This window comes from Streptomyces sp. NPDC037421, assembly GCF_055602105.1.
In genome coordinates this window covers 35,556-62,023 of record NZ_JBVJWV010000021.1, presented here as the reverse complement: position 1 = coordinate 62,023, position 26,468 = coordinate 35,556, and the positions used below count along the sequence as shown (strand labels likewise).

Below are 26,468 nucleotides of genomic sequence, written 5' to 3'. Positions count from 1 at the left end.
CCACCCTCCCCGCCCGCCCGCTCCGACGCGTCGCGGGACGTCACCCCCAGGAGTCCATGTGCCCAGCCGAACGTCTCCCGCCCAGGAAATCTGGTTCCTCACGGGCAGCCAGCACCTGTACGGCGAGGAGACGCTGAAACAGGTCGCCGAACAGTCGCGGCGGCTGGTCGCCGCCCTGGACGAAGCCTCCGGCATTCCCGCACGTGTCGTGTGGAAGCCGGTGCTCACCGACGCCGACGCCATCCGCCGCCTGTGCCTCGATGCGAACGCCGATGACCGGTGCACCGGTCTCATCGCCTGGATGCACACGTTCTCCCCGGCGAAGATGTGGATCGCCGGACTGGACGCGCTGCGCAAGCCGCTGCTGCACCTGCACACCCAGTCGAACGTGGCCCTGCCCTGGGCCACCATCGACATGGACTTCATGAACCTCAACCAGGCCGCCCATGGCGACCGCGAGTTCGGGCACGTCCAGACCCGCCTCGGGGTGCCCCGCAAGACCGTGGCCGGACACGTCACCGACCCGGTGACGATCGCACGGATAGCCGTCTGGGCGCGGGCGGCCACCGCACGCTCCGAGCTGACCACCCTCAAGGCGGCCCGCTTCGGCGACAACATGCGCGACGTGGCCGTCACCGAAGGGGACAAGGTGGAGGCCCAGCTGCGCCTCGGCGTCTCCGTGAACACCTACGCCGTCAACGACCTGGTGGAGGTGGTCGACAGCGCGGAGGTGAGCGACGTGGCGTCCCTCGTCGAGGAGTACGCGGACCTCTACGACCTGGCGCCGGAGCTTCGACGGGGAGGCGAACGGCACGAGTCGCTGCGCTACGCGGCCCGCGTCGAGGCCGGCCTGCGCACCTTCCTCGAAACGGGCGGTTTCCGGGCCTTCACCACCAACTTCGAGGACCTCGGCGGGCTGCGCCAACTGCCGGGCCTCGCGGTCCAGCGGCTCATGGCCCAGGGGTACGGCTTCGGAGGGGAGGGCGACTGGAAGACCGCCGTCCTGCTGCGGGCCCTCAAAGCGGCCGCCACCGGACTCCCCGGCGGCACCTCCTTCATGGAGGACTACACCTACGACATGACACCGGGCAACGAGCTCGTCCTCGGCGCACACATGCTGGAAGTGTGCCCCACCCTCGCGACCGCCAGGCCCCGCTGCGAGGTCCACCCCCTCGGCATCGGCGGGCGGGAGGACCCGGTCCGGCTGGTGTTCGACGCCGCCCCCGGCCCGGCCGTGGTGGTCGGCCTCGCCGACCTCGGCGACCGCTTCCGCCTGGTGGCCAACGACGTCGACGTCGTGGCACCCCCGCACCCCCTGCCCGCCCTGCCCGTCGCCCGCGCGGTCTGGCGGCCCCGCCCCGACCTGCGGACCTCCACGGAATCCTGGCTGACAGCCGGCGGACCCCACCACACGGTCCTCAGCACCGCCCTGACCTCCGACCACCTCGACGACCTCGCGGAAATGCTCCGCCTGGAGCTCCTCCTCATCGAGGAGAGCACCACCCCGCAGCAGTTCCGGCGCGATCTGCGCTGGAACCAGGCGTACCAGCGACTGGCACTGGGATTGTGAACCAGGAGACCTGGGAGCGCTCCCACTGGCTGAGGCCCGACGGTAGCGCCAACCAGTGCACGGGAGAAGACGCGTTGGGGGGATTCGCGAGCGAAATGCTTTCGATCCTCCGCATACCTTGACGCGGGTGGGTGGCGTCCGCACAGTGGGAGCGCTCCCACTCGTTCACGGCTTGCGCACGGTCCCGCCGTGCCACGACCAGAACGGCGCTCCCGCCCCCGGGCGCGCTCTCCCCGGCCTGACCCTGGCCCGGTTCCGATGCCCGTGCCCTCCCCGTACGACGGAACACCCCCACCGGCGCCGAGCTCCGCCTGCGCGCCCCGACCTGAAAGGCACCCCGCGAAATGAGCCGCCTCATCCCCCGCACCGCGTTACTGGCAGCCCTCGGCCTCGTCACGGCCGCGGGCGCCACCGCCACCGTCTTCGGCACCCCCGCCGGCGCCGCCGCCGCCGGCTGCAAGGTCGAGTACCAGATCACGAACCAGTGGAACTCCGGGTTCGGCGCCAACGTGGTCGTCACCAACACCGGTGGTCCCCTCGCCGCCTGGACCCTGGAGTGGACCTACGCGAACGGCCAGCAGGTCACCCAGGGCTGGAACGCCGCCATCACCCAGTCGGGGGCGGCCGTGACCGCCAAGAGCCTCTCGTACAACGGGTCGCTGGCCACCGGCGGTTCGACGTCCTTCGGGTTCAACGGTTCCCACAACGGCACGAACGCCGCGCCCGCGACGTTCAAGCTCAACGGCGTCACCTGCAACGGTGCCACCGAGCCGACCCAGCCCCCCACCACTCCCCCGACGACCCCGCCCACGACGCCTCCGCCCTCGGGCGGCAAGGTCGACAACCCCTACGCCGGCGCCAGGGTGTACGTGAATCCCGAGTGGTCCGCCAAGGCGGCCGCCGAGCCTGGGGGCACGAGGGTGTCGAACCAGCCCACCGCCGTCTGGCTGGACCGCATGGCCCTCGTCACGGGCACCAGCGGCAGGATGGGCCTGCGCGACCACCTCGACGCGGCCCTGGCGCAGAAGGGCAGCGGCGAGCTCGTCGTCCAGCTGGTGGTCTACGACCTGCCCGGACGGGACTGCTCCGCGCTCGCCTCCAACGGAGAGCTGGGCCCGACCGAGATCGACAAGTACAAGACGCAGTTCATCGATCCGATCGCCGCGATCCTCGCCGATCCCAAGTACGCCGGTCTGCGGATCGTCACCGCCGTCGAGATCGACTCGCTGCCGAACCTCGTCACCAACGTCTCCGGCCGCCCGACCGCCACCCCGGCCTGCGACGTGATGAAGGCCAACGGCAACTACGTCAAGGGGGTCGGCTACGCGCTCGACAAGCTGGGCTCGATCGCCAACGTCTACAACTACGTGGACGCCGGCCACCACGGCTGGCTCGGCTGGGACGACAACTTCACCGCCTCCGCGGAGATGTTCAAGCAGGCCGCGACCGCCGAGGGCTCCACGCTCTCCAAGGTGCACGGCTTCATCGTGAACACGGCCAACTTCAGCGCGCTGAAGGAGGACAACTTCGAGATCGAGGACTCGGTCAACGGCACCTCCGTACGCCAGTCGAAGTGGGTCGACTGGAACCGCTACACCGACGAGCTGTCCTACGCCCAGGCCATGCGGGCCAAGGTGGTCTCGCTGGGCTTCGACGCCGGCGTCGGCATGCTCATCGACACTTCCCGCAACGGCTGGGGCGGCACGGCCCGCCCGACCGGCCCCGGCGCGACGACCAGCGTGGACTCCTACGTCAACGGCGGCCGCTACGACCGGCGCATCCACCTGGGCAACTGGTGCAACCAGGCGGGAGCCGGGCTGGGCGAACGGCCGCAGGCGGCACCGGCCCCCGGCATCGACGCCTACGTGTGGATGAAGCCGCCGGGCGAGTCGGACGGGGCGAGCAAGGAGATCCCGAACAACGAGGGCAAGGGCTTCGACCGGATGTGCGACCCCAGCTACACGGGCAACGTCCGCAACGGCAACAGCATGTCGGGCGCACTCCCGGACGCGCCGCTCGCCGGACAGTGGTTCTCCGCCCAGTTCCAGGAACTCATGAAGAACGCCCACCCGGCCCTGTGACGGAGCGCCGGTGATGGACCCGGAGCCGTGCGGAGCCGCCTGGCCGCCGTACGGCTCCGGCCCGTGCGTGCCCGGGCCCCGGCAGCGGGCGGAACCGGCGCGCGTCCTCCACCGCTCAGGAGGAATCCCGCACGATCAGCTCCGTGGGAAGGACCCGCCGCTTCTCCTCCCCCGCCGCCGGGCCGGCTCCGGGCCCCTCGGCGATCTTCTGCAGCAGCAGCCGCGTCATCGTGCGGCCCATCTCCTCGATCGGCTGGCGCACGCTCGTCAGGGGCGGATCCATCAGACGCGCGCCCACCGAGTCGTCGACGCCGACGAGGGCCACGTCCTCGGGGACCCGGCGGCCGGCCTCGCGCAGCACCCCCCGCGCTCCGGCGGCCATCACGTCGGAGGCGGCGAAGACCGCGTCCAGCCCGGGGGCGCGCTCCAGCAGTGCGCGCATCGCCAGCCTGCCGCCCTCCTCGGTGAAGTCCGCGATCTCCACGAGCGACTCATCGGGCGCGATCCCGGCCTCGGTGAGGCCCGCGCGGTAGCCTCCGAGGCGGGCGCGGGCCACGTACATGTCGAGCGGGCCGCTGATGGTCGCGATCCGGCCGCGGCCCCTGCCCACCAGGTGGGCGACGGCCGCGCGGCCGGCGCCGACGTTGTCGGAGTCCACGTAGTCGACGGGTTCCGCCTCGGAGCGCCGTCCGTTCATGACGACCGGCAGGCCCAGTCGCGCTATCCGGTCGGGCAGGGGGTCGTCCCCGTGGACGGATGCCAGCAGTACGCCGTCGACCCGCTGGGCGGCCAGGTAGTGTTCGAACCGCCGGCGCTCCGCCTCGGTCCGGACCAGGGTGAGCAGCAACTGCTTGTCCGCCCGGGAGAGTTCGGCACTGACTCCGCGGATCAGGTCCAGGAAGTACGGCTCCGAGAACACCCGGGCCTCGGCCTCCGGGATGACCAGGGCGACCGCGTCGGTCCGGCTGCCGGCGAGCGCCCTGGCCGCCTGGTTGGGTACGTACCCGAGCTCGGCGACCGCGCGGGCGACGGCTTCCCTGGCCTGCTCGCTCACACTCGGCGAGCCGTTGATGACCCGGGACACCGTGCCGCGGCCGACGCCGGCCAGGGCGGCGACCTCCTCCAGGGTGGGCCTGCCGTTCCGCTGTCCGCTCACGCCTCTCGAACTCCCCTCGCGCATCGCACTCCGCGTCGGCCCCGATCCGGTGGATCCGGCGAGCATGATGGACCCCGCCGCCTCGCGCGGCACACCTTACGCCGAGGAACACCGTGGGAGCGCTCCCACAGTACTCTTGATTACCCGAACACGTCACGCCCCAATTGGCGTTCAGCCCTTGACACTTGCACCTGCAAGGCAGGAACCTTCCGGCAGCAGCGTGGGAGCGCTCCCATACGTGGGGGTGCCGCAGCGTCGCTTCCGGTCCGCGCGGGCCCTCGCCGAGCCGCGAGCGAGCCGCCAAGACCCCTGGCGCACAACCAGCACCGCCTTGGACGAGGAGAGTGGAATGCGCATTTCCAGCAGCAGACACGGCCGCGGCCGCCGCACCGCGCCCATCACGGCCGTCGCCGTGGCGACCGCCGCGGCCCTGCTCAGCGGTTGCGGGGGCGGCGGGGACGCCGGCGCGGACGCCGGGGGACAGATCACGCTGCGGATCGCGACCTTCGGTTCCTTCGGCTACGACAACGCCACCGGGGCGAAGCTCTACGCCGAGTACGAGAAGTCCCACCCCCGCATCAAGATCGAGGAATCGAACGTCGCGGACGGCCAGAAGTACTGGGACACGCTCAAGCTCCGCCTCTCCCGCGACAGCGGCCTCGCGGACATCCAGGCCCTGGAGGTGGGATACATCGCCGAGGCGACCGGCCCGGCAATGGCGGACAAGTGGACCGACCTGGGCAGGACCGGCGGCGCGGACCTCGGGGCGTTCCTGGACTGGAAGGTGAAGCAGGCCACCACGGGTGACGGCAAGGTCATCGGGCTCGGCACGGACGTCGGCCCGATGGCCGTCTGCTACAACAAGGACCTGTTCGCCCAGGCCAAGCTGCCGACCGATCGTGCGGAGGTCGCCCGGCTCTGGGCGGGCGACTGGGCGAAGTTCCTGGCGGCCGGTGAGACGTACATGAAGAACGCCCCCGCAGGGACCGCGTTCCATGACTCCGCCGGCGGGCTGTTCAACGCGGTGATCTCCAGCGAAGCCGTGCAGTACGCCAACGCCAAGGGGGAGCTGGACTACGAGAACAGCCCCGGTGTGAAGAAGGCCTGGGACACCGCCGTGGCGGCGGCGCGGGGCGGACTGACGGCCAAGCTGCGCCAGTTCGACGAGAAGGGCACGTGGAACGCGGCCTTCAAGAACTCCAGGTTCGCCACGGTCGCCTGTCCCAGCTGGATGACGGGCATCATCAAGGAACAGGCGGGCCCGGAGAACCAGGGGAAGTGGGACATCGCCGCACCGCCCGTGGCCGGCAACTGGGGCGGCTCCTTCCTCGCGGTGCCGAAGGCGGGCAAGCACGTCAAGGAGGCGGCCGAACTCGCCGCCTGGCTGACCGCTCCGGCCCAGCACGCCAAGGTCTTCGGCGTGAACGGCAACATCCCGTCCTCCAAGGGCACCCTCGCCTCCCCCGCCGTCCAGGACGCAAAGCTGCCGTACTTCGGGGACACCCCGGTCGGCAGGATCTACTCGCAGGCCGCGGCCGGCATCACGCCCGCCCCGATCAGCCGCTGGGACGGCCAGGTGAAGACCTTCCTGACCGACAACGGAATCCTCGACATCGAGCAGCGCGGCACCGATCCGGCGAAGGCCTGGGAGAACGTCAGGAAGCTGGTCGCCGACAAGATCGACCGGTAACCCGGGCGTCCGTGACGGCCCGCCGCCACGTCGAGGCGGGCCGTCGGTCACACCGCCCTGACAGCACCGCACGCATCCACCTGGAAGGAAGCCCCCGTGGCCACCTCCGTACGGGCGGCGGGCGACGGCTCCGCGCCGCCCTCCGCACCAGTCCGGGTCCGCGGCGCCGGCCCCGGCTCCCCCAGCCGGCGGCCCCCCGGCCGCAGCGGCCTGCGCAGCACCCTCTACCGCCTCGATCTGAAGGCCGTCCCGTACGTCTTCGTCGCCCCCTTCTTCCTCACCTTCGCCGCTTTCGGCCTCTTCCCCCTGATCTACACGGGCTGGATCTCGCTCCACCGAGTCGAACTCGGCGGGGAGGCCCAGTGGAAAGGCATGGAGAACTACGCTTCTCTGGCGACCAGCGAGTTCTTCTGGAACGCGCTGGCCAACACCTTCACCATGGGTCTGCTCTCGACCGTGCCCCAGCTGCTGATGGCCCTGGGCCTGGCTCATCTACTCAACTACAAGCTCCGCGGCCGCGGGTTCTTCCGGGTCGCGGTCCTCGCCCCGTACGCCACCTCCATCGCGGCGGCGACGCTCGTCTTCGCCCAGCTCTTCAACACCGACTACGGCCTGGTCAACACGGTCCTGGGCTGGGCCGGCTTCGCGCCGGTCGACTGGGAGTCCTCCAAGTGGCCCGCGCAGATCGCGATATCGACGATCGTGACCTGGCGGTGGACGGGCTACAACGCGCTGATCTACCTGGCGGCGATGCAGGCCGTACCGCAGGACCTGTACGAGGCCGCGGCGCTGGACGGGGCTTCGCGCTGGCGCCAGTTCCTCAGCGTGACCGTCCCTTCCATCCGGCCGACGATCCTCTTCACCGCCGTCGTCTCGACCATCGGCGCCACCCAGCTGTTCGGCGAGCCGCTGCTCTTCGGCGGCAGCCTGGGGATCAGCGGCGGCAGCGGCAACCAGTTCCAGACCCTGAGCCTGCTGATGTACGAGAAGGGCTGGGTGACCGGCGCGCTGGGCCAGGCCTCCGCCATCGCCTGGGTCATGCTCCTGCTCCTCCTGCTCATCGGCGGCTTCCGGATCCTGGTCTCGCGACTGCGCACGAAGGCGGGGAGCTGAGCCCATGACCCGCACACCCGACACGACCGCCTCCAGGGCGCCGCGCGTCAGGCGCCTTCGCCCGTCGGCCGGCCGTCAGCACCACGCGGGGCCGCTGGCCTACGTCCTCCTGGTCTTCGCCGCCCTGGTCTCCCTCTTCCCCCTCTACTGGAACCTCGTCGCCGCCTCCCACACCGGCGAGCGGGTGGTCAAGGCCCCGGCGCCGCTGCTGCCGGGACCCCGGCTGCTCGACAACCTCTCCTTCGCCTGGAACCAGGTCGACATGGGCGAGGCGCTGGTCAACACGACGATCGTGGCCGGGCTGGTGGCGCTGTCCACCGTCCTGTTCTCCACCCTGGCCGGATTCGCCTTCGCCAAACTGCCCTTCAGGGGCCGGGGCGCCCTGCTGGCCCTGGTGGTGGCCACGATGACGATCCCGCCGCAGCTCAGCGTGATCCCGCTCTACCAGATCATCACGGACCTCGGCTGGGTGGATCAGCTCCAGTCGGTGGTCCTGCCTTCGCTGGTCGCCGCCTTCGGCGTGTTCTTCATGCGCCAGTACCTGATCGAGGCCCTCCCGGTGGAGCTCGTGGAGGCCGCCAGGATGGACGGCGCGCACAGCCTCCGCATCATCTGGCACGTGGTGTTCCCCGTGGCGCGGCCGGCGATGGCGGTCCTCGGGATGCTCGTCTTCGTCCAGGCCTGGAACGACTTCTTCTGGCCGTTCATCGCGCTGACCCCCGACGGCAACCCGACCCTGCAGGTCGCCCTGGCCGGCCTCGGGGCGGGCAACCACACGGTCGACCAGGCCGTCGTGCTGACCGGCGCCCTCATCTCCACGCTGCCACTGCTGATCGTCTTCGCCGTCCTCGGCAAGTACATCGTGGGCGGCATCACCGCGGGTGCCGTCAAGAACTGACGGCGCCTCACCACTTCATTCGAACCCGTGTTGGGAGCGCATTCCTATGACCGTGCCCGAGACCCGGCCGCTCACCGCCACCCGCACCTTCCCGTCCGGATTCCTGTGGGGCACGGCCACCGCCGCGTACCAGATCGAGGGCGCCGCCCGGGAGGACGGCCGGACCCCGTCCATCTGGGACACCTTCTCGCACACCCCCGGCAAGGTCTTCGCGGGCCACACCGGTGACGTGGCCGTGGACCACTACCACCGGTTCGCCGAGGACGTCCGCCTCATGTCCGAACTCGGCCTGGGCGCGTACCGGTTCTCCGTCTCCTGGTCCCGCGTCCAGCCGACCGGCCGGGGCCCCGCCGTCCGGAGGGGCCTGGACTTCTACCGCCGGCTGGTCGACGAGCTGCTCGCCGCGGGCATCGAGCCGGCGCTCACGCTCTACCACTGGGACCTGCCCCAGGACCTGGAGGACGCGGGGGGATGGCCGGAGCGCGTGACCGCCGAGCGGTTCGCCGCGTACGCGGGCCTCGTGGCCGATGCGCTCGGAGACCGGGTGAAGCGCTGGACGACGCTCAACGAGCCCTGGTGCAGCGCCTTCCTCGGCTACGGCTCCGGCGTCCACGCCCCCGGGCGGACCGACCCGGTCGCCGCCTTGCGCGCGGCCCACCACCTCAACCTCGGCCACGGCCTCGCGGTGCAGTCCCTGCGGGCCTCGCTGCCCGGCGACGCCCAGCTCGCGGTCTCCCTCAACCTCCACGCGGTCCGTCCCCTCAACCCCTCCCTGGAGGACTGGGAGGCGGCCCGCCGCATCGACGCCGTCGGCAATCGGATCTGGCTGGGGCCGATGCTGGAGGGCGCCTACCCCCGGGACCTGTTCGCGGACACCGCGCACCTGACCGACTGGTCCTTCGTCCGTGACGGTGACGCGGCGGCGATCCACCAGCCGCTGGACCTCCTCGCGGTGAACTACTACACCCCGACCCTCGTTTCGCACGTCACGCCGGGCGCCGAGCGGCCGCAGGACGACGGCCACGGCGACAGCGAGCACTCGCCGTGGCCCGGCGCGGACGACGTCGCCTTCCACCGGGGTCCGGGTGAACTCACCGCGATGGGCTGGTCGGTCGACCCCGACGCCCTCTACGACCTCATCGCCCGCACCGCCGCCCGCTATCCCGGCCTGCCGCTCGTCATCAGCGAGAACGGCGCCGCGTACGAGGACGAGGTCGGGCCCGACGGCACGGTGCACGACCCGCGGCGCGCCGCGTACGTCCACGCACACCTCGAAGCCGTGCACCGGGCGATCGCGGACGGTGCTGACGTGCGCGGCTACTTCCTCTGGTCGCTGCTCGACAACTTCGAGTGGTCCTACGGCTACGCGAAGCGCTTCGGCGCCGTGCACGTCGACTACGAGACCCTGGAGCGCACGCCTAAATCGAGCGCGCTCTGGTACTCCCGCGTGGCCCGGACGGGACGGCTGCACGCTCCGGACGGGGCGTAGCCCCGGCAGGCCCCGGAGGGCTCACACGGTCCGGGGGGCCGGCAGGCGGGCGGGGTCGGCGATGATCCGCTGGACGGTCGACCACGCCGCACCGAGTACCGGTCCGCGGCGCCCCAGGGCGGACGGTCGCATCGCCTCCGGGGCCCAGGGCCTGACGGTGACCCGGGCGGCCAGTTCGGAGCGTATCGGCGGGAGGAGCCAGTCGGCGAGTTCGGCGTAGGCACCGCCGAGGACGAGGCCGTCCGGGTCGATCAGGTCCACCGCCGAGACGAGCGCGAGGCCCAGGGCCCGGCCGGCCCGGTCCAGGGCGCGCAGGGCCGCCGCGTCCCCGGCGCCCGCCCGCTCGGCCAGCACGGTCACCGGGTCGCCGGCGTCCGCCAGGCCGGCCTCGCGCAGGACGGCCGCCTCGCCCGCGTACTGCTCCAGGCAGCCGCGGGCCCCGCAGGGACAGGGCGCGCCCTGCGGGTGGACGGGCAGGTGGCCGAGTTCGCCCGCGAACCCGCGGGCGCCCCGGAACAGCCGGCCGCCGATGACCAGCGCGGCGCCGATTCCGGCCTCGGCGGAGACGTGGACGAAGGTCTCGGCGGGGTGTCCCTGCTGCCGCTGCTCGGCGAGCGCTCCGAGGTTGGCCTCGTTCTCCGGCTCGGGCACGGTCCCTGGGTCAGGCCAGTGGTCGGCGGGGCGGACGTCCTTCCAGCCGAGGTTGGGGGCGTTGGCGACCAGGCCGCCGGGGGCGTTCGGCACCACCCCCGGGACGGCCAGGACGCGGCCCTCGACGCGCAGGCCGAGGGTGGCGGCCTCGGACTCCGCGTCGGCGGCGAGCGCGGCGGCCTCCTCCAGTACCCGTGCGGCCGGCCGGCCCGCGTTGGCCCGCTCCACGCGCCGCCACACCCGGGGTTCGCCGCGCAGGTCGACGACGCACGCGGCGAGGTGGGTGACGCCGATCTCCAGGCCGAGCCCTGCGGGGCCCCGGTCGTTGAGGGCCAGGGCCCTCCCGGGGCGGCCGACGCGGCCGCTCGGTGTGGATTCCGTCTCGGTCAGGGCGGTGCGGCCGATCAGCTCGTCGACCAGGGAGGAGACGGCCGGCCTGGTCAGGCCCGTGTGTCCGGCGACGTCCGCCCGGGAGAGCGGGCCGTGCGCGGCGACCGCGCCGAGCACCGCGGCGAGGTTCTGCCTGCGCATTCCCCGCTGGGAGGCGGGTGCGGTATCCGCGCCCCCGCCGGGCCTGCCGAGCGCGGTCATCGCCCCCGTCCTTCCTGTCGCTCTTGCGGCGGTGCCTCCTGCAGGGCCCGCGCCCGCCGCAGCGTACCGGTGATCCGTTCGAGCGTGTCGTCGTCACGGGGTACGGGCTCCAGCACCCTGCCGTCCGCGGTCCGCCAGCGCCGGGCGACGGCGTCGGCGGGCTCACCGGTGAGCAGGGCGGCGGCCTGAGCGGCGGCCCCGAGCGCGACGAGTTCCCGGGCCTCGGGCACCTGGACGGCCCGGCCGGACAGCCGCAGGACCGTCTGCTGCCAGGCCCTGCCCGCCGCTCCGCCGCCGATCAGCAGCAGGGGTTCGTCCGCCGCGGCCGGGTCCTCGCCTCCGGCGCGCAGTACGTCGTCCAGGGCCGTGAGCAGGGCGTGGGCGGCGCCGTCGTAGGCGGCCTGGAGCAGCTGGCCCGGTGTCGTGTCGTGGCGCAGCCCGTGGACCAGACCGGAGGCACCCGGGAGGTCCGGGGTGCGCTCGCCGTCGAGGTAGGGGAGCACCACCACCGTGCCGCCGCCCTCGACGTCCTCGCGGTCGCGGCAGGCGAGGGCGGCGAAGCGGTCGACGGCGAGGGTGCAGTTCAGCGTGCAGGCGAGGGGCAGCCAGCCGCCGAGCGCGTCGGCGAAGCCGGCGACGGTTCCGTTCGGGTCGGCGGGCCGGGTCCGGCCGACGGCGTAGACGGTGCCCGAGGTGCCGAGGCTCAGCACCGGGCGTCCGGGGGGCAGGCCCAGCCCGAGGGCGGCGGCCATGTTGTCGCCGGTCCCCGTGGCCACGGGCACGCCCTCGCGCAGGGGCGTCCCGGCGCGTACGAGGCCGGCCCGGGCGCCGGGCGCGAGGACCTCCGGCAGCAGGGCGGAGTCGAGCCCGATCCGGGCGAGGAGTTCCCGGTCGTAGCCGTCGGGGCCCCACCAGCCGGTTCCCGACGCGTCACCGCGGTCGGTCACCGCCTCGCCGGTCAGCCGTTCCGTCAGGAAGTCGTGGGGAAGCCGGACCGCGGCGACGCGGTCCGCGGCGGCAGGTTCCTGCGTTCGCAGCCAGGCCCATTTGGCGGAGGTGAAGGCGGCGGTCGGGACGCTTCCGGTGCGGCGGGCCAGTTCTGCCGGGCCGAAGGCAGCCGCGAGTGCGGCGGCCTGCGGGGCGGGGCGGACGTCGTTCCACAGCAGTGCGGGGCGCACGGGCCGGCCGGCCGGGTCGAGGGTGACCAGGCCGTGCTGCTGGCCTGCGATCGAGCAGGCGGCGGCCCGGTCCGCCCAGCCGGTGGCCGCCGTGGCCTCACAGAACGCCCGCCACCACTGTTCGGGGTCGCTCTCGCGTCCGGGGCCCGCGCTCACGGTGTGCGCGGCGCGGCCCTCGCCCAGGACGGCGCCGGTCCCGACGTCGACGGCGAGGGCCTTGGTGGACTGGGTCGAGCTGTCGACACCGATCACGACGCGCTGTGCGGGCATGGGTCCCTCCGGTGGGGTTCCTTCTGGCGTCTCGGCATACTAATTTGTTTTTCGCCCTTACAAATAGACCTCGGCCCGATCCGGAGCGCCCATGAGCAGCGACCCGCTCGTCCCCACCCCCGCGCACAGGTTCACCTTCGGCCTGTGGACCGTCGGCTGGCAGGGGCGGGACCCCTTCGGCGACGCCACCCGGCCCGCCCTCGACCCGGTCGAGAGCGTGCACCGGCTGGCCGGGCTCGGCGCCTACGGGGTCACGTTCCACGACGACGACCTCATCCCCTTCGCCTCCGGCGAGGCCGCCCGCGAGCAGGCGGTCAAGCGCTTCCGCACCGCACTCGACACGGCCGGGCTGAAGGTGCCGATGGCCACCACGAACCTCTTCACCCACCCGGTGTTCAAGGACGGCGCGTTCACCGCCAACGACCGCGACGTGCGCCGGTACGCGCTGCGCAAGACGATCCGCAACATCGACCTGGCCGCGGAACTCGGCGCCACGGTCTACGTCGCCTGGGGCGGCCGCGAGGGCGCGGAGTCGGGCGCGGCCAAGGACGTGCGCACGGCCCTCGACCGGCTGAAGGAGGCCTTCGACCTGCTGGGTGAGTACGTCGAGGAGCAGGGCTACGACCTGCGCTTCGCGATCGAGCCCAAGCCCAACGAACCGCGCGGCGACATCCTGCTGCCCACCATCGGTCACGCCCTGGCCTTCATCGGCAGGCTGGAGCGGCCGGAGCGGGTCGGCCTCAACCCGGAGGTCGGCCACGAGCAGATGGCCGGGCTGAACTTCCCGCACGGCATCGCCCAGGCACTGTGGCACGGCAAGCTGTTCCACATCGACCTCAACGGCCAGAGCGGGATCAAGTACGACCAGGACCTGCGTTTCGGCGCCGGCGACCTGCGCCAGGCCTTCTGGCTGGTCGACCTCCTGGAGTCGGCGGGCTACGACGGCCCCCGCCACTTCGACTTCAAGCCGCCGCGCACGGAGGACCGCGAGGGCGTCTGGGCTTCGGCGGCCGCGTGCATGCACAACTACCTGCTCCTGGCCCAGCGGGCCCGCGCCTTCCGGTCGGATCCGGAGGTCCAGGCCGCGCTCGCCGCCTCCCGGCTGCCCGAACTCGCCCTCCCCACGGCCGAGGACGGCCTGGCCGGGCTGCTGGCCGACCGGTCCGCGTTCGAGGGGTTCGACGTCGACGCGGCCGCCCGCCGTGGCATGGCCTTCGAGCAGCTGGACCAGCTGGCCCTCGAACACCTCCTCGGCGCCCGCTGACATCGGCGCGCCCGCGGGCCGGGCCGCGCCCTTGCGCGCCCCGGCCCCCGAAAGAGATGTTAACGCTAACAATTCGCGCGTCAAGGACCGCTGCGCCGCCGTCACCGCGGAAGCACGGCCTCCTGGCCCCATCCGACGACCCGGGGGCACTCACGCCCCGGACAGCAGTTTCCCGCAGCGGAGTTGGCCCCGCACAGTGATCCGCACAGACCCTTGACGGCGCTCTTGTGAGCGTTAACACTCGGGTTCGCCAGGCCGGAGGGCGCGCTGTGCCGGTCGCGGACCATCACTGGAGGAACTGTGCGGAAGCTTTCAGCGGGCCTCGCCGCCCTGGGCATGACCCTGGCGCTGGCGGCCTGCGGCCAGAGCGCCAACGGAGGGGGCGGCGGCGACGCCCAAGGCGGCCTCGTCGGCATCGCGATGCCGACCAAGTCGTCGGAGCGCTGGATCAACGACGGCACCAACATGGTCAAGGAGTTCCAGGCCAAGGGCTACAAGACGGACCTCCAGTACGGCGACAACGTCGTGGAGAACCAGGTCTCCCAGGTGGAGAACATGATCACCAAGGGAGCCAGGCTGCTGGTGATCGCCGCCATCGACGGTTCCTCGCTCACCAATGTGCTCCAGCGGGCCGCCGAAGCCCACGTCCCCGTGATCTCCTACGACCGGCTGATCCGCGGCACCGGCGACGTCGACTACTACGCGACCTTCGACAACTTCAAGGTCGGGGTCCTCCAGGGCAGTTACATCGTCGACAGGCTCGGCCTCAAGGACGGCAAGGGCCCCTTCAACATCGAGCTGTTCGCCGGCTCCCCGGACGACAACAACGCCGCGTTCTTCCACAACGGCGCGATGAGCGTCCTCCAGCCGTACATCGACGACAAGAGGCTGGTCGTGCAGAGCGGTCAGACCTCCCTCGCCCAGATCGCCACGCTGCGCTGGGACGGCGGTCTCGCCCAGTCCCGGATGGACAACCTGCTGAGCAAGTCGTACACGGCCGCCCGTGTCGACGCCGTCCTCTCGCCGTACGACGGCATCTCGATCGGTGTCATCTCCTCTCTCAAGGGCGTCGGCTACGGCACACCGGGCCGGCCCCTGCCCGTCGTCACGGGCCAGGACGGCGAGCTGGCCTCGGTGAAGTCGATCATCGCGGGCGAGCAGACCCAGACCGTCTACAAGGACACCCGCCAACTGGCCAAGGCCGCGGTCCAGATGGGCGACGCGCTGCTGACCGGCGGCAAGCCCGAGGTCAACGACACCCGTCAGTACCACAACGGCGTCAAGACCGTTCCGGCGCAGCTGCTCCAGCCGGTCAGCGTCGACAAGGAGAACTACCAGAAGGTCCTGGTGGACAGCGGCCAGTACACCGCGGACCAGCTCAAGTAGCCATCGGCGGGTGCGGTGCCCGGGGGGACCCGCGGGCACCGTGCCGCCCCGACGATACGGACGCACAGCCATGGCCCGACCCGTTCTCGAAATGCGGTCGATCAGCAAGACGTTTCCCGGTGTCACAGCACTTTCCGAGGTCAGCCTGACCGTCGCCGCCGGCGAGGTGCACGCCGTCTGCGGTGAGAACGGCGCCGGCAAGTCCACCCTGATGAAGGTACTCAGCGGGGTGTACCCGTACGGCGGCTACGAGGGCGATATCTGCTTCGAAGGCACCCCCTGCCGGTTCCGGGACATCCGGGCCAGCGAGCAGCGCGGCATCGTGATCATCCACCAGGAGCTCGCGCTGGTGCCCTACCTGTCCATCGCCGAGAACATCTTCCTCGGCAACGAGCACGCCTCCCGGGGCGTGATCGACTGGCACCGGACCCTGGCCCACGCCGCCGACCTGCTCCGGCAGGTGGGACTCGACGAGAGTCCGCACACCAGGGTGGCCGATCTCGGGGTGGGCAAACAGCAGTTGGTCGAGATCGCCAAGGCGCTCGCCAAGAAGGTCAAGCTGCTCATCCTGGACGAGCCGACAGCCGCCCTCAACGACGAGGACAGCCGCAAGCTGCTCGACCTGATCCTCGGACTCAAGGCCCGGGGCATCTCGTGCATCCTCATCTCGCACAAGCTGAACGAGATCGCCCGGGTCGCCGACGCCGTCACCGTCCTGCGCGACGGGCGGACCATCGAGACCCTCGTCATCGGCCCCGGGGGCATCTCCGAGGAGCGGATCATCCGTGGCATGGTCGGCCGAGACCTGGAGCACCGCTACCCCGAGCGCTCCCCGCGGATCGGCGAGGTCGCCTTCGAGATCGAGGACTGGAGCGTCCGGCATCCGATCGACCACCGGCGCAAGGTGGTCGACGGGGTCTCGCTGAACGTCCGGCGAGGTGAGATCGTCGGCATCGCGGGCCTCATGGGCGCCGGCCGCACCGAACTCGCCATGAGCGTCTTCGGCCGCTCCTACGGGAGCTGGACCGGCGGCCGGGTGCGGCTGGACGGCCACGAGATCCGTACCCGGACGGTACCGGAGGCGATCGGACACGGCATCGCGTACGTGACCGAGGACCGCAAGCAGCTCGGCCTCGACCTCAACGCCGACATCAGCCGCAACATCTCGCTGAGCGCCCTCGGCAAGGTCGCCCGGAGGGGCTGGGTCGACCGGCACGAGGAGGCCCGGATCGCCGAATCGTTCCGGCGGACCATGAACATCAAGGCGCCGTCGGTGTTCGCGCAGGCCGGCAAGCTCAGCGGCGGAAACCAGCAGAAGGTCGTCCTCAGCAAATGGATCTTCGCCGAGCCGGAGGTGCTGATCCTCGACGAGCCCACCCGGGGCATCGACATCGGCGCCAAGGCGGAGATCTACACCGTCGTCGCCGAACTCGCCGCCCAGGGCAAGGCGGTGCTCGTCATCTCCTCGGAACTCCCCGAACTCCTGGGTCTGTGCGACCGGATCTACACCATGGCCGCGGGCCGGATCACCGGTGAGGTCAGCCGTGCGGCCGCCACCCAGGAATCCCTCATGCGGCTCATGACCATGAGCGCGGCATCCCCCGACAAGCAGGTGTGAGGCATGGCGCAGACCAAGACCACCCCCGATTCCACACCGGGCACCCGGGAGACCGGCCGACGGGCCTCGGGCAGTGCCGTACTGGCCCGCGCACTGCGCGGCAACATGCGCCAGTACGGGATGCTGCTGGCGCTGGCGCTGATCGTGCTGCTGTTCCAGTTCTGGACGGGCGGCATCCTGCTCCAGCCGCTCAACGTCACCAATCTGATCCAGCAGAACGGCTACATCCTCATCCTGGCCATCGGCATGATGATCGTCATCATCGCGGGGCACATCGACCTGTCGGTCGGGTCGCTCGCCGCCTTCGTCGGGGCGGCCGCCGCGGTGATGATGGTCGAGCACGGGACCCCCTGGCCCGTGGCACTGGCGGCCGCGCTGCTGATCGGGGCACTCGCCGGAGCCTGGCAGGGATTCTGGATCGCCTACGTCGGGATCCCCTCGTTCATCGTCACGCTGGCCGGCATGCTGCTCTTCCGCGGTGGGACCCAGATCCTCCTCCAGGGCCAGTCGGTGGCGCCTTTTCCCAAGGGCTTCCAGAACATCAGCAGCGGCTTCCTCCCCGCGGTCGGCCCCCACACCGACTACCACAACCTCACCCTCCTGCTGGGCCTCGTGGTCCTGGCCGTCGCGATCCTGCAAGAGGTGCGCGGGCGGCGCCGGGCCGCCGCGTACGGACTTCAGCCGCTGCCGGCCGGGCTGTTCCTGGTGAAGCTCGGCTCCATCACCGCCGCCGTGGTGGCCTTCACCCTGCTGCTGGCCAGCTACCACGGCGTGCCCATCGTCCTGCTGGTCCTCGGCGTCCTGCTGGTCCTCTTCGGGTACGTGATGCGCAACTCGGTCCTCGGCCGCCACACCTACGCCATCGGCGGCAACGAGGCGGCGGCGCGGCTGTCCGGGGTGAAGAGCAAGCGGGTCGTCTTCCTGGCCTTCGTGAACATGGGCGTTCTCGCGGCCCTCGCCGGGATGGTGTTCGCCGCGCGGCTCAACGCCGGTACACCGCAGGCCGGCATCAACTTCGAGCTGGAGGCGATCGCCGCCGCCTTCATCGGCGGGGCCTCCGCGAGCGGTGGTGTGGGGACGGTCCTCGGTGCGCTCACCGGCGGTCTGGTGCTCGGCGTGCTGAACAACGGCATGTCGCTGGTCGGCGTGGGCACCGACTACCAGCAGGTGATCAAGGGCCTGGTCCTGCTGGCGGCCGTCGGCTTCGACGTCTACAACAAGCGCAAGGCCGGAGCCTGACGCTCTGGAAGCAGCCGCCCGTACTTCACGCTCCGGGGGGCGCGGTGGTCTGTTCGTCGTTCAGGCGGGCTCGCCACTGGCTGACGTGTTCATCGGACAGGGAGGCCAAGCGGGCGATCTCGGCATCGCTGCGTCCGTCGGACCAGGCCAGGATCCGTGTCACGGTGCGGTTCCGTCCGGCGCGGAATTCCTTGAGCAGGTTCTCGAGGCGTTCGACTTCCTGGCCTTCGAAGCGGAGCTGCTGGTCGACGCCGGCGCGTTCCTCAGCTCGCAGGTTTCGGAGGTAGGTCCCGAGTCCGGTCAGGACGAACCCGTGTTCGCGCGCGCTGTTCTGGAACCTGTCGGTCAGGTCGGTCAGCACGTAGTCGGGGACGTCGGCGAGGGTGGCTCCGGGGGGTTTGGCCGCTTCCCAGGTGCTCTTGCCGGCTTCTGTGGTCTCCAGCCAGGTGCGGGCGTCAGTCGGGGTGCGGTCGCCGGACGCCTGTGCACGGTAGGTGTACAGGGCGGCGCGGTGGCCGTAGAAGGTGAAGCCGTCCTCGATGTGCCTCCCGGCGATGTGGCAGGTTCTGCCTGGTACTCCCCCGTAGCCGGTGGCGGGGTGGTAGTCGGCGTAGGCGTCGAGTTCGGCGTCGGGGGCCACGGCCCAGGAGGGGTCACAGAGCTCGGGGTTGGCGTCCAGGAAGGCGCCGACCTCGACGCGCCAGGCCGGGACCGGTGTCGTGCGCGGTCGGGGCCAGCGGAGTTCTCCGGAGGGATCGAAGGCGGGGGTCGCGGCCTGCTCGATGTCGTCCCAGGCGGTGGCCGCCTCCGCCGACCATTCCAGCTCGCCTTCGGGCTCGATCCGGTGCATCGAGTCCACGAGTCGCTGCACGGCGGGCAGGACGCGCACCGCGAGCGCGTGCAGTTCCTCGGCGTTGAAGAAGCGCCACGTGCAGCCTCGTTGTTCGTCGTGGCTCAGGTGGCCGAGCAGCTGCACCATGATTCCGGGGTCGGGGACGGCCCCGTCACCGAGTGCCTTGCGGAGGATGCCGGGGAGCCGACTGCCCGGGGACTCCTGCGGGGCCCGCCAGTCGGTGTCGCCGAACCAGACGGCACCGTCGCGGGCGTCCACCGCCAGCCACTGCCGGTAGCCGGCTCCCGGGCCGTAACGCTGGTCCTGCTGTTCGGCGTTCTCGTCGTGCCAGACGTACTCGGCCGGCGGCGGGTCCAGCTCTGCGGCCATGAAGCCGTCCTCGGGGCGGTAGCCGGTGAGGACGTGCGCCGTTCCGGGCGCGAAATCGGCTGCGGTCATGAGGGGTTTCCTCTCGGTGGAACGTCAACCGCGGCAAACGTAGTGTGCCCGTCACACCATAGTTTAATTTTCAGCCATCGCGTCCGATAGTCGGACACGATGGGAAGTCCGGCATGCCGGTGGGGTCTACGCGCGTGCGGTGGCCGCCAAGTTGGCCGCTTTTGACGTAGCCTCCACGATCCGTTCACCCCCACGACCTCGGGACGCCGCGCTCCTCAGGAGAGCGCGGCCAGCGCCTGGGCGGCGAGCATCTCCTCCAGGTCCAGGACGGCCCGCGGGGCGTGCCGGGTGTCGATGCGGACGGCGTAGATGAAGCGCGTCAGCTGCGGCTCGGCCAGCGGGCGGGCCACGACCTCGGCGTGGGTGCGGGGCAGGGCGAGTCGCGGCATGACGGCCACGCACAGGCCCGCGGCCACGAACCCGAGCACGGTGTTGAAGTCGTCCCCCTCGTATTGCAGGCGGGCCTGGAAGCCCGGCGTGTTGGCCATCTGCGAGAGCAGTTCGAGGCGCAGCGCGGCCTCCGGAGCGGCGATCCACGTCTCGGAGGCGAGGCTGGCCAGGTCGATGACCTCCCGGTCGGCCAGGTGGTGGTGTGCGGGGACGACGGCCACCACCGGATCCCGTGCGACCAGTGTCCGGCGCAGCATCCGGGGCGGCGGGACGGGGATGAAGTCGTAGTCGTAGCTCAAGGCCAGGTCCATGTCCCCCCGTTTGAGCCGGCTGTAGCCGGCCTCGGGCTCCAACTGGCTGAGGCTGACCTGCACGTGGGGATAGGCGGCGTGAAGTCGGGCCAGTGCCTGCGGAACGATGCCGGTGGCGGCCGAGGCGAAGGCGCCGAGCCGGATCCGTCCGGCCGTACCGGCGCGCATGGCGCCCAGTTCGACCGACGCCGCCGCCAACGCACTGCGAACGCCCTGCTCCGCGCCGAGGAGGACCTCGCCGGCCGGTGTGGCGCGAACGGGGCGGCGCTCCAGGACCCTGAGGCCGGTGCGGCGTTCGAGTTCGGCGATCTGCTGGGAGACGGCGGGCGCGCTGTAGCCGAGTTCGCGTGCGGCGGCGCTGAAGGAGCCGTGCCGCACGACGGCTTCGAGGGTGGCGAGCAGGCGGGGGTCGAGTGCGTGCACGGAGTTAAGGCTCACTTATCTGTCGCGAAGATGTGTTTTCTTGTGATTGGAGATAAACGCCAGCAGGATTCTTGCTCGCGGCAAGAAAAACGCAAGCCTGCGCTCTTGGACCGCGAACACCCCTCCCCCGCCGTCCCGGTGACCTCCGCCCGCACCACCTCGCCACCCGCCGCAGCCTGCCGTGGCGGGGCGTTCGGTTCGGCTCCGGCTGTCGACGGTCACCCCTCATGCCCCGAAAGGAAGTGGCATGCCCCAGCCACCACTGATCGGACTCACCACCTACCTCGCCCACGCGCAGTGGGGTGAGTGGGACCTGCCCGCCGCGGTGCTGCCCGCGGCCTACGCGGACTGCGTCCGGGCGGCCGGCGGCCGCGCCGTACTGCTGCCACCGGACGCGCCGGAGGCCGCGGCAGACGTGGTCGAGCGTCTGGACGCCATCCTCCTGGCGGGAGGCGAGGATCTGGATCCCGCCCTGTACGGAGCCGTGCCCCATCCGCGTACCGGGCCGCCGGTGCGCGAGCGCGACGGGTGGGAGCGGGCCGTGCTGGCGGCCGGCCTCGCCCGCGGCATACCCGTGCTCGGGGTGTGCCGGGGGATGCAGCTGATGAACGTACACGAGGGCGGCACCCTGATCCAGCACCTGCCCGACAGCGTGGGCCACGACGGCCACAACCCCTACCGGGGCCACTTCTGCGCCCACGCCGTGACCACCGTCCCCGGGACACGGGTCGGCGACCTGCTGCCGGGGACGCACCAGGTCGCCACGCACCATCATCAGGCGGTGGACCGCCTCGGCGCGGGACTGGTCGTCGCCGCCCGCGCGGCGGACGGCACCGTCGAGGCGATCGAGAGCACCCGGCACCCCTTCGCCGTGGGCGTCCAGTGGCACCCGGAGATCGGTGCCGACGCGCCGGTCGTGCAGGCCCTGGTGGCCGCCGCGGGCTCCGCCGAGGGTACCGGTCCCGCCCGGACGGCCGGACGGAATACGCGCACGGTGCGAAGCGCGCCGGGCCGGACTTTCCCGACACAGGTGCCTTGACACCCCGGGGCGGACCCCCCAGGATCACAGCGTGAACCTGTCAGACAGCCAGACAGGTGGCCCCCTCCCGCGGCGCGTCAGCGCCATGGAAGCGGTCTTCGGCCACCTGCGCAGCGCCATCGAGCGCGGTGAGTACGTCGTAGGCGACAAGCTCCCCTCCGAAGCCGAGTTGTGCCGCACCTTGGAGGTCAGCCGGCCCGTACTGCGGGAGGCCCTGCGGGCCCTGCAGGCCATGGGACTGACCGTCTCCAAGAGCGGCAAGGGCACCTTCGTCGTGGCCAACACGGTCGAGGACCCCACCTTCGGCGACTACGCCGCCAGCGACCTGCTGGAGGTGCGCCGGCACGTCGAGATCCCGGTCGCCGGGTACGCCGCGCTGCGCCGCACCCCCGAGGACCTGGACCACCTGGGCCATCTGCTGGACCGGATGGAGCAGGAGACCGACACCACCGCGTGGGTGGCGATGGACACCGTGTTCCACCTGGCGGTGGCCGAGGCCTCCCGCAACCCCGTCTTCCGCCGCGTCATCGAGGAGATCCGCGACGCACTGGCGCGTCAGTCGACCTTCCTCAACGAACTGGGCGGCCGGCGCGAGCAGTCCAACTGCGAGCACCGGGCAATCCTGGAGGCGCTGGCCGACGGCAGCGAGCACGACGCGGTGGAAGCCATGTCCCACCACCTGCTACGGGTCGAGACGACCCTCACCGACATCGTGCGCCCCCAGCGCACCACCGCCCCTACGGAAGGCAGACCCGAGGCGTGAGCGAGCAGTTCCTCAAAGACGAGAAGCGCCCCACGACCCGTCACGTCGACGCCGGCGACACCGGCTACAGCAAGTCCCTGAAGCCCCGGCACGTCAACATGATCGCCATCGGCGGTGCGATCGGGACGGGGCTCTTCCTCGGCGCGGGCGGACGCCTCGCCGAGGCCGGTCCCTCCCTGTTCGTCGCCTACGCCGTCTGCGGGATCTTCGCGTTCCTCGTCGTGCGCGCGCTCGGCGAGCTGGTCCTCTACCGGCCGTCCTCCGGTGCCTTCGTCTCCTACGCGCGGGAGTTCCTCGGGGAGAAGGGCGCGTACACCGCGGGCTGGATGTACTTCCTCAACTGGGCGACCACCGGCATCGCCGACATCACCGCCGTCGCCACGTACACCCACTACTGGCACCTGTTCTCCGATGTCCCCCAGTGGGTGATCGCCCTCATAGCCCTGGCCGTGGTCCTCACCGTGAACCTCATCTCGGTGCGGATCTTCGGCGAACTGGAGTTCTGGTTCGCCATCGTCAAGGTCGGCGCCCTGGTCGTCTTCATGGGGATCGCGATCTTCCTCCTGGTAACCCGGCACCCCGTCGACGGCACCGTCCCGGGCCCGGCCCTGATCACCGACAACGGCGGGATCTTCCCCAACGGCCTGCTCCCCATGCTGCTGATCATCCAGGGCGTCGTCTTCGCCTACGCCTCCGTCGAACTGGTCGGCGTCACGGCCGGCGAGACCGAGAACCCCGAGAAGATCATGCCGAAGGCGATCAACTCGATCATGTGGCGCGTGGGCCTCTTCTACGTCGGCTCGGTCGTCCTGCTGTCGATGCTGATGCCCTGGAACAGCTACGGCGCGGGCCAGAGCCCGTTCGTGACCGTGCTCTCCCACATCGGCGTCCCGGCGGCCGCCGACGTGATGAACCTGGTCGTCCTCACCGCGGCCATGTCCTCGCTCAACTCCGGCCTCTACTCCACCGGCCGCATCCTGCGCTCGATGGCCGTCAACGGCTCCGCCCCGCGGTTCACCGCACGGCTCAGCCGGACCCAGGTCCCGTACGGCGGCATCCTCCTCACCAGCGGCATGTGCGTCCTGGGCGTCGGGCTCAACTTCGTGGTCCCCGCGGACGCGTTCGAGATCGTCCTCAACCTCGCCGCCATCGGCATCCTCGCCACCTGGGGCATGATCATGGTCTGCCACCTCCTCTTCTGGCGGAAGACCCGCAGCGGCGAACTCGCCCGCCCCTCGTACCGCCTGCCCGGCTCCCCGTGGACCGAACTGGTGACGCTGGCCTTCCTCGCCTCCGTCCTGGTCCTCATGTACGCCGACGGAGGAGCGGCGCGCACGACCGTGCTGTGCGTGCCGCTGATCGCCGCGGCGCTGGTCGCCGGCTGGTACGCGGTCCGCGGCCGCGTGGCACGCGCCGCTGCCGGGAGCGACGGCTGAGCCGGACGCCCACCCGTCCCCCCGGTCAGCAGCGACCCACCACAGAACGAGGCAGTGATGCGCAGCAGTTTCCTCGCGGACGCCCCCGCGATCCGCGAGCCCCGGCACGCCCCCGTCGCCCACGTCGTGCGGGGCGGTGTGATCGAAGGGGTCCACTACGGCTCCGTCGTCGTCCTCGACAGCGGGGGCGGGGTCCGGATGGGCCTCGGAGACATCGAGGCCGCCTGCTATCCGCGCTCGGCGCTCAAGCCGGTCCAGGCCGTCGCGATGGTGCGGGCCGGACTGCCGCTCGACAGGGGCCTGCTCTCCCTCGCGATGGGCAGTCACTCCGGCGAGGAGCACCACCTCGCGGCTACCCGGCTGATCCTGGAGCTGGCCGGTCTTACCGAGGCCGACCTGCGCAACGTCCCCGACCTGCCCTACGGCCCGGCCGTCCGGGACGCCTGGGTGCGTGAGGGCCGAGGGCCGTCCCGGCTCGCCCACAACTGTTCCGGCAAGCACGCGGCGATGCTGTACCTGTGCAAGCTGTCCGGGTGGCCCCTGGAGACCTATCTCGATGCGGACCACCCGCTCCAGAGGGTGATCGCCGAGACCGTCGGGGAACTCACCGGCCAGCACATCGCGAACGTCACCGTCGACGGCTGCGGATCCCCGCTGTTCGCGGTGTCCCTGCACGGCCTGGCCCGCGCCGCGGCCCGCATCGCCACTGCCGCGCCGGACACCGCCGAGCACCGCGTGGCGAACGCACTGCGCCTCCACCCGGAGATGGCCTCCGGTACCGGGCGGGACACCGCCGCACTGATGCGCGCGGTGCCCGGGCTGCTGGCCAAGGACGGCTTCGAGGGCGTCCAGGTCGCCGCGCTGCCCGACGGCCGGGCCATCGCCGTGAAGATCGCCGACGGGGCCGACCGCGCGCGTACGGCCGTGACGGCCGCCGCTCTGGCACGTGCGGGAGTCGAGCCCCGGCTGCTCGCCGGGTTCACGGGCGAGCCGGTGACCGGCGGCGGCCGGACCGTCGGGGGCATCCGCCCGGTGGCGGACCTGGACCCGCCCGGCCCCCCGGTCACCGCGACCGCCTGACTCCCGCTCGGCCCCTTTCACCACTTTGATCCGCCCACCTCAAGAAGAGGACCGCACCCCCATGACCGCCGCCAGCCGCAGTGAACACGACCTGCTCGGAGACCGCGACGTCCCCGCCGACGCCTACTGGGGCGTCCACACCCTGCGCGCCACCGAGAACTTCCCCATCACCGGCACGCCGATCTCCACCTACCCGCACCTGATCGACGCCCTCGCCGCCGTCAAGGAGGCCGCAGCCCTCGCCAACGGGGAACTCGGCCTGCTGGAGCCCGCGAAGGCAGCTGCCATGGTCGCCGCCTGCCAGGAGATCCGCGGCGGCAAGCTCCACGACCAGTTCGTCGTCGACGTCATCCAGGGCGGCGCGGGCACATCGACCAACATGAACGCCAACGAGGTCATCGCCAACCGGGCTCTGGAGCTGCTGGGCCGCACCAGGGGCGAGTACGGCCACCTGCACCCCAACGAGGACGTCAACCTCGGCCAGTCCACCAACGACGTCTACCCCACCGCCGTGCGGATCGCGACGGTCTTCGCGGTGCGCGGACTGCTCGACGCCATGGCCGTCCTGCAGAACGCCTTCGCCCGCAAGGCCGCCGAGTTCCACGACGTCCTGAAGATGGGCCGTACCCAGCTCCAGGACGCCGTGCCGATGACGCTCGGCCAGGAGTTCTCCGCCTTCGCCGTCATGCTGGACGAGGACCGCAGCCGGCTCGCGGAAGCCCTCGGACTCATCCACGAGATCAACCTCGGCGCCACCGCCATCGGCACCGGTCTCAACGCCCCGGCCGGATACGCCGAGGCCGCCCGCCGTCACCTCGCCGACATCACCGGACTGCCCCTGGTCACCGCTCCCGACCTGGTCGAAGCCACCCAGGACTGCGGCGCCTTCGTCCAGATGTCCGGCGTCCTCAAGCGCATAGCCGTCAAGCTGTCCAAGACCTGCAACGACCTGCGCCTGCTGTCCTCCGGGCCCCGCGCCGGCCTCGGCGAGATCAACCTGCCGCCGGTCCAGGCGGGGTCGAGCATCATGCCCGGCAAGGTCAACCCGGTGATCCCCGAGGTCGTCAACCAGGTCGCCTTCGAGGTCATCGGCAACGACATCACCATCACCATGGCCGCCGAAGCCGGACAGCTCCAGCTCAACGCCTTCGAGCCGGTCATCCTGCACTCGCTGTCGAAGTCCGTCACCCACCTGCGCGCGGCCTGCCTCACCCTCGCGGAACGCTGCGTGAGCGGCATCACCGCCAACACCGACATGCTGCGCGCCACCGTCGAGAACTCCATCGGCCTGGTGACCGCCCTGAACCCGCACATCGGATACACCGCCGCCACCGACATCGCCAAGGAGGCCCTCGCCACCGGCCGGGGTGTGGCCGAACTCGTCCTGGAACGGGGGCTGCTGCCGGCCGAGCGGCTCACCGCCCTGCTGCGTCCCGAGGTGCTCGCCGGAACCGGCCCCGCCCGTCCCTGACCTGGACCGAGCCGGCACCTCTCCCGGGCCGTCCCCGCCCGCGCGAGGGGTGCCGGCCACTTGGCGGGGG

General features: G+C 71.5%; 19 protein-coding genes and 1 pseudogene. 15 read left to right on the top strand and 5 right to left on the bottom strand.

Going from position 1 to position 26,468, the window contains the following annotated elements:
- Positions 1-58: 58 nt before the first annotated feature.
- On the top strand, positions 59-1,570 hold the full coding sequence (gene araA / locus ACZ7IF_RS26235) for an L-arabinose isomerase (RefSeq protein WP_470975837.1): 1,512 nt from the start codon (positions 59-61) through the stop codon (positions 1,568-1,570).
- Between the two features lie 344 nt (positions 1,571-1,914).
- On the top strand, positions 1,915-3,651 hold the full coding sequence (locus tag ACZ7IF_RS26230) for a glycoside hydrolase family 6 protein (RefSeq protein WP_470975834.1): 1,737 nt from the start codon (positions 1,915-1,917) through the stop codon (positions 3,649-3,651).
- A 115-nt stretch (positions 3,652-3,766) separates the two neighbouring features.
- Here ACZ7IF_RS26230 and ACZ7IF_RS26225 read toward each other — a convergent pair whose 3' ends face one another.
- Positions 3,767-4,831 carry a LacI family DNA-binding transcriptional regulator gene (locus ACZ7IF_RS26225; protein ID WP_470975832.1) on the bottom strand — a complete coding sequence of 355 codons (1,065 nt, stop codon included), beginning with the start codon at positions 4,829-4,831 and terminating at the stop codon, positions 3,767-3,769.
- A gap of 325 nt (positions 4,832-5,156) precedes the next feature.
- Here ACZ7IF_RS26225 and ACZ7IF_RS26220 point away from each other — a divergent pair, with 325 nt between their 5' ends.
- From ACZ7IF_RS26220 to ACZ7IF_RS26205, 4 genes are all read left to right on the top strand, one after another.
- Complete coding sequence (locus ACZ7IF_RS26220) at positions 5,157-6,497, top strand: ABC transporter substrate-binding protein (protein ID WP_470975829.1); 1,341 nt, start codon at positions 5,157-5,159, stop codon at positions 6,495-6,497.
- A gap of 96 nt (positions 6,498-6,593) precedes the next feature.
- Positions 6,594-7,610 (top strand): carbohydrate ABC transporter permease, encoded by a 1,017-nt coding sequence (locus tag ACZ7IF_RS26215; protein ID WP_470975826.1) that lies wholly within the window; start codon positions 6,594-6,596, stop codon positions 7,608-7,610.
- 4 nt (positions 7,611-7,614) lie between these two features.
- Positions 7,615-8,508, top strand: coding sequence for a carbohydrate ABC transporter permease (locus ACZ7IF_RS26210; protein WP_470975823.1), 894 nt, complete (start codon positions 7,615-7,617; stop codon positions 8,506-8,508).
- A 46-nt stretch (positions 8,509-8,554) separates the two neighbouring features.
- Positions 8,555-9,997, top strand: a complete 1,443-nt coding sequence (locus ACZ7IF_RS26205) for a GH1 family beta-glucosidase (protein WP_470975820.1) — start codon at positions 8,555-8,557, stop codon at positions 9,995-9,997.
- A gap of 21 nt (positions 9,998-10,018) precedes the next feature.
- On the opposite strand, the gene ACZ7IF_RS26200 is transcribed toward ACZ7IF_RS26205, so the two are convergent.
- Positions 10,019-11,239, bottom strand: a complete 1,221-nt coding sequence (locus tag ACZ7IF_RS26200; protein WP_470975817.1) for an ROK family protein — start codon at positions 11,237-11,239, stop codon at positions 10,019-10,021.
- Positions 11,236-12,687, bottom strand: a complete 1,452-nt coding sequence (xylB, locus tag ACZ7IF_RS26195; protein ID WP_470975814.1) for a xylulokinase — start codon at positions 12,685-12,687, stop codon at positions 11,236-11,238. Before xylB ends, ACZ7IF_RS26200 begins: the two co-directional genes overlap by 4 nt.
- A 91-nt stretch (positions 12,688-12,778) precedes the next feature.
- Between xylB and xylA the strand changes: the two genes are divergently transcribed.
- The 4 genes and pseudogenes from xylA to mmsB all read left to right on the top strand — a co-directional run bounded on the left by xylA (position 12,779) and on the right by mmsB (position 18,194).
- Positions 12,779-13,951, top strand: coding sequence for a xylose isomerase (gene xylA, locus ACZ7IF_RS26190; protein WP_470975811.1), 1,173 nt, complete (start codon positions 12,779-12,781; stop codon positions 13,949-13,951).
- 300 nt (positions 13,952-14,251) lie between these two features.
- A complete protein-coding gene (gene chvE, locus ACZ7IF_RS26185) occupies positions 14,252-15,337 on the top strand; it encodes a multiple monosaccharide ABC transporter substrate-binding protein (protein ID WP_470975808.1) in 1,086 nt (361 codons plus the stop codon).
- A 142-nt stretch (positions 15,338-15,479) separates the two neighbouring features.
- Positions 15,480-16,955 (top strand): annotated as a pseudogene (mmsA, locus tag ACZ7IF_RS26180) (multiple monosaccharide ABC transporter ATP-binding protein); the annotation flags it as partial.
- A gap of 3 nt (positions 16,956-16,958) precedes the next feature.
- Positions 16,959-18,194, top strand: a complete 1,236-nt coding sequence (gene mmsB, locus ACZ7IF_RS26175) for a multiple monosaccharide ABC transporter permease (RefSeq protein ID WP_470975805.1) — start codon at positions 16,959-16,961, stop codon at positions 18,192-18,194.
- Positions 18,195-18,219: 25 nt separating this feature from the next.
- Here mmsB and ACZ7IF_RS26170 read toward each other — a convergent pair whose 3' ends face one another.
- The gene (locus tag ACZ7IF_RS26170; protein ID WP_470975803.1) at positions 18,220-19,485 is read right to left on the bottom strand and encodes a hypothetical protein; all 1,266 of its coding nucleotides are present in this window, start codon (positions 19,483-19,485) and stop codon (positions 18,220-18,222) included.
- A 215-nt stretch (positions 19,486-19,700) separates the two neighbouring features.
- Entirely contained in the window at positions 19,701-20,609 is a 909-nt protein-coding gene (locus ACZ7IF_RS26165; protein WP_470975801.1) for a LysR family transcriptional regulator, read from the bottom strand.
- 247 nt (positions 20,610-20,856) lie between these two features.
- Here ACZ7IF_RS26165 and ACZ7IF_RS26160 point away from each other — a divergent pair, with 247 nt between their 5' ends.
- The 5 genes from ACZ7IF_RS26160 to aspA all read left to right on the top strand — a co-directional run bounded on the left by ACZ7IF_RS26160 (position 20,857) and on the right by aspA (position 26,398).
- Positions 20,857-21,648, top strand: a complete 792-nt coding sequence (locus ACZ7IF_RS26160; RefSeq protein WP_470975798.1) for a gamma-glutamyl-gamma-aminobutyrate hydrolase family protein — start codon at positions 20,857-20,859, stop codon at positions 21,646-21,648.
- An 85-nt stretch (positions 21,649-21,733) separates the two neighbouring features.
- A complete protein-coding gene (locus ACZ7IF_RS26155; RefSeq protein WP_470975967.1) occupies positions 21,734-22,411 on the top strand; it encodes a FadR/GntR family transcriptional regulator in 678 nt (225 codons plus the stop codon).
- A complete protein-coding gene (locus ACZ7IF_RS26150; protein WP_470975796.1) occupies positions 22,408-23,847 on the top strand; it encodes an amino acid permease in 1,440 nt (479 codons plus the stop codon). Before ACZ7IF_RS26155 ends, ACZ7IF_RS26150 begins: the two co-directional genes overlap by 4 nt.
- A gap of 57 nt (positions 23,848-23,904) precedes the next feature.
- Positions 23,905-24,927: an asparaginase gene (locus tag ACZ7IF_RS26145; protein WP_470975793.1), complete on the top strand. Its 1,023-nt coding sequence runs from the start codon at positions 23,905-23,907 to the stop codon at positions 24,925-24,927.
- A 61-nt stretch (positions 24,928-24,988) separates the two neighbouring features.
- Positions 24,989-26,398, top strand: a complete 1,410-nt coding sequence (gene aspA / locus ACZ7IF_RS26140; protein ID WP_470975790.1) for an aspartate ammonia-lyase — start codon at positions 24,989-24,991, stop codon at positions 26,396-26,398.
- The last annotated feature ends 70 nt before the right edge of the window (positions 26,399-26,468 follow it).

Coding starts and splice junctions, on each gene's coding strand:
- ACZ7IF_RS26230 (WP_470975834.1), top strand. CDS start 1,915: ATGAGCCGCCTCATCCCCCGCACCGCGTTACTGGCAGCCCTCGGCCTC.
- ACZ7IF_RS26225 (WP_470975832.1), bottom strand. CDS start 4,831: ATGCGCGAGGGGAGTTCGAGAGGCGTGAGCGGACAGCGGAACGGCAGG.
- ACZ7IF_RS26220 (WP_470975829.1), top strand. CDS start 5,157: ATGCGCATTTCCAGCAGCAGACACGGCCGCGGCCGCCGCACCGCGCCC.
- ACZ7IF_RS26210 (WP_470975823.1), top strand. CDS start 7,615: ATGACCCGCACACCCGACACGACCGCCTCCAGGGCGCCGCGCGTCAGG.
- ACZ7IF_RS26205 (WP_470975820.1), top strand. CDS start 8,555: ATGACCGTGCCCGAGACCCGGCCGCTCACCGCCACCCGCACCTTCCCG.
- ACZ7IF_RS26200 (WP_470975817.1), bottom strand. CDS start 11,239: ATGACCGCGCTCGGCAGGCCCGGCGGGGGCGCGGATACCGCACCCGCC.
- xylB (WP_470975814.1), bottom strand. CDS start 12,687: ATGCCCGCACAGCGCGTCGTGATCGGTGTCGACAGCTCGACCCAGTCC.
- xylA (WP_470975811.1), top strand. CDS start 12,779: ATGAGCAGCGACCCGCTCGTCCCCACCCCCGCGCACAGGTTCACCTTC.
- mmsB (WP_470975805.1), top strand. CDS start 16,959: ATGGCGCAGACCAAGACCACCCCCGATTCCACACCGGGCACCCGGGAG.
- ACZ7IF_RS26170 (WP_470975803.1), bottom strand. CDS start 19,485: ATGACCGCAGCCGATTTCGCGCCCGGAACGGCGCACGTCCTCACCGGC.
- ACZ7IF_RS26160 (WP_470975798.1), top strand. CDS start 20,857: ATGCCCCAGCCACCACTGATCGGACTCACCACCTACCTCGCCCACGCG.
- ACZ7IF_RS26155 (WP_470975967.1), top strand. CDS start 21,734: ATGGAAGCGGTCTTCGGCCACCTGCGCAGCGCCATCGAGCGCGGTGAG.
- ACZ7IF_RS26145 (WP_470975793.1), top strand. CDS start 23,905: ATGCGCAGCAGTTTCCTCGCGGACGCCCCCGCGATCCGCGAGCCCCGG.
- aspA (WP_470975790.1), top strand. CDS start 24,989: ATGACCGCCGCCAGCCGCAGTGAACACGACCTGCTCGGAGACCGCGAC.